The sequence below is a fragment of the Streptomyces flavofungini genome, assembly GCF_041028215.1.
GTDB classification, from domain to species: domain Bacteria; phylum Actinomycetota; class Actinomycetes; order Streptomycetales; family Streptomycetaceae; genus Streptomyces; species Streptomyces flavofungini_B.
The window spans coordinates 1-2,862 of the sequence record NZ_JASKYR010000901.1; the positions used below are offsets into that span (position 1 = coordinate 1).

Genomic DNA, 2,862 nt, shown 5'->3' on the forward strand with positions numbered 1-2,862 from the left:
CTGTATGTCGACGGGGAGACGCTGCTGCACGAGCTGGACCGTGCGGGCTTCTCCGTCTCCTCCGGCTCCTCGTGCACCAGCTCGACGCTGACCCCGAGCCATGTGCTCAAGGCGATGGGGGTGCTGAGCGAGGGCAACGTCCGCGTCTCCCTGCCCTTCGGCACCCAGGACGCGGAGGTGGAGCGCTTCCTCGGCGTCCTGCCCGGCGCCGTGTCCGGGGTGCGCGAGAAACTGGGGGCTCCGGCCGCCCCGGCCGCGCGCGGCGAGGCGGCGTCGCTCGTCGTGGACGCCCTCGGCAAGCGGTGCCCACTGCCCGTCATCGAACTGGCGAAGGTGATCGGGGACGTGCCGGTCGGCGCCACGGTGACCGTGCTCGCCGACGACGAGGCGGCACGGCTCGACATCCCGGCGTGGTGCGAGATGCGCGGCCAGGAGTACGTGGGCGAGCGGCCGGCGGACCACGGCCGTGCCTATGTGGTCCGCCGGAGCTCGTGAGCGGGCGGGCCGGTCAGGCCAGGTGGGCGCGGACCTCGGCGGCGGCCTCGTCGCCGTACTGCTTGGTGAAGCGGTCCATGAAGTCGCTGCGCCGCAGCTCGTACTCCTGGGTGCCGACGGTCTCGATGACCAGGGTGGCGAGCATGCAGCCCACCTGAGCGGCGCGCTCGTGCGAGACGCCCCAGGCGAGGCCGGAGAGGAAGCCCGCGCGGAACGCGTCGCCCACGCCGGTCGGCTCGGCCTTCGTCTTCTCCTCGGGGACGCCGACCTCGATCGGGTCCTGGCCCGTGGTCTCGATGCGCACGCCGTTGGCGCCGAGGGTCGTCACGCGGTGCCCGACCCGGGAGAGGATCTCGGCGTCGGTCCAGCCGGTCTTGGACTCGATGAGCCCCTTCTCGTACTCGTTGGAGAAGAGGTACGTGGCGCCGTCGAGGAGGGTGCGGATCTCCTCGCCCTCCATGCGGGCGATCTGCTGGGAGAAGTCGGCGGCGAAGGGGATCGCGCGGGCGCGGCACTCCTCGGTGTGCCGGAGCATCGCCTCGGGGTCGTCGGCGCCGATCGAGACCAGGTCGAGGCCGCCGACGCGGTCGGCCACCGTCTTCAGCTCGATCAGGCGGGCCTCGCTCATGGCACCGGTGTAGAAGGAGCCGATCTGGTTGTGGTCGGCGTCCGTGGTGCAGACGAAGCGGGCGGTGTGCAGCGTCTCGGAGATCCGCACCGAGGCGGTGTCCACGCCGTGCCGGTCGAGCCAGGCGCGGTACTCGTCGAAGTCGGAGCCCGCGGCGCCGACCAGGATCGGCCGCGTGCCGAGCTGTCCCATGCCGAAGCTGATGTTGGCGGCCACGCCTCCCCTGCGTACGTCGAGGGCGTCGACCAGGAACGAGAGGGAGACCGTGTGCAGCTGATCGGCGACCAGCTGGTCGGCGAAGCGGCCGGGGAAGGTCATCAGGTGGTCGGTGGCGATGGAGCCGGTGACTGCGATACGCACGGCTGGATGCTCCTGTGGAGGGAGGCAGGCGGTTGACAGTTCACGCTATCGGGTTCACCCACCCGCACTGAAGTGGCAAAACTACCCGATAGTAGGCCTTTTTTCCCGCGTGATGTGATGCATACGGTTCCGGTATGCCCGTTCTCCCGGAGGTTTCCGTCATGAAGCGCCAGGCCACGCCCCCGCTGGACCGACCCGCCCGACCGGATCGCGGGGGACGGGCGGAGCGCCCGGAGCACCCGGAGAGCATGGAGACGCTGCGCGGCGACTGCGCCCGTATGGTCCCGCACTGGGCGGTGCCCGCGGCGGCCGCGAGCGCGCCCGTGCCGCCCTCCCTGATCCACGGCGTCACCGTCCCCACTGCCTCCGCCCGCCTGATCGACGGCATGTCGGTGTACGGAGACTGAGGGAGACTGGTTCCGGGCCCGGCGCGCGCCCATGGAACCGTGCGCTCCCCCGCTGCGTCCCATCGCCGTCCCCCGTAAAGGGGAACCGGCATACGACGAAGCCCGCTCGTGGGCTTCCAGGGACAGCAGTGCAGTCGAAGGAGCGATGCGGTGAGCACCGAGTCATCCGTTCATGAGACGGCCGAACCGGGGCGGCGGCGGTCCCGCCTCGCCGTGGCCTCGGTCGCGGCCACCGTGCTGCTGATCGGCGGCGGTGGCGCCTACTTCGCGGCGACCGCGTCCGACGGCGGCGGAAGCCGCGGCGGCGGGGCGCCCGCGGGCGACGACGGCAACCCTCCGCCGCTCGCCCTGGACGGCTATGCGGACGGGGACAGGAAGAGCGAGGGCCCCGGCATCGCGCCGGGCGAGCCCGACCCGAACGGCGCCACGTACAAGGCCACCGGCGAGCTGCCCAAGGGCCCCGCCTCGGCCGCCGTGTACCACGCGCGCGGCGAGGTCACCCGCGCCGAGGTCGCGGAGCTGGCCGAGGCCCTCGGCGTGAGCGGTACACCGACGCTGCGGGACGGCGCCTGGAAGGTGGCCCCCGGCAAGGACGGTTCCGGGCCCTCCCTCCAGGTGTACAAGCAGGCGCCCGGCACCTGGACGTACGCGCGGCACGGCACCGGCGGCACCGACAACTGCCCGAAGGGCAAGCCCTGCTCGGCGACCTCGTCGGCGCCGGGCGGCGAGCTGGGCGACGCGGTGAGTGAGCGTGCCGCCAAGGACGCCGCCGCGCCGGTGCTCAAGGCGCTCGGGCAGGACGACGCGAAGCTGGACGCCCGTCAGCTCATGGGCCGCCGTCCGCGTGGTGMACGCGGACCCGMAGGTGGGCGGCCTGCCGACGTACGGCTGGTCGACCGGCGTCCAGATCGGCCCGGACGGCGAAGTGGTAGGCGGCAGCGGCCAGTTGAAGGCGCCGGAGAAGGGCGCCGT

Annotated in this window: 3 protein-coding genes and 1 pseudogene; 3 read left to right on the top strand and 1 reads right to left on the bottom strand. The window is 72.7% G+C overall.

The features are described from left to right. The coding region (locus AB8Z36_RS36245) for a sulfurtransferase TusA family protein (RefSeq protein ID WP_369217643.1) at positions 1–495 on the top strand (495 nt) is incomplete at its 5' end. A gap of 13 nt (positions 496–508) precedes the next feature. Here AB8Z36_RS36245 and AB8Z36_RS36250 read toward each other — a convergent pair. Next, positions 509–1,483, bottom strand: coding sequence for a carbohydrate kinase family protein (locus AB8Z36_RS36250; protein ID WP_369217644.1), 975 nt, complete (start codon positions 1,481–1,483; stop codon positions 509–511). Between the two features lie 248 nt (positions 1,484–1,731). Between AB8Z36_RS36250 and AB8Z36_RS36255 the strand changes: the two genes are divergently transcribed. Both AB8Z36_RS36255 and AB8Z36_RS36260 read left to right on the top strand, forming a co-directional pair. Further along, positions 1,732–1,890: a hypothetical protein gene (locus tag AB8Z36_RS36255; protein ID WP_369217645.1), complete on the top strand. Its 159-nt coding sequence runs from the start codon at positions 1,732–1,734 to the stop codon at positions 1,888–1,890. 150 nt (positions 1,891–2,040) lie between these two features. Further along, a pseudogene (locus AB8Z36_RS36260) lies at positions 2,041–2,862 on the top strand (hypothetical protein); the annotation flags it as partial.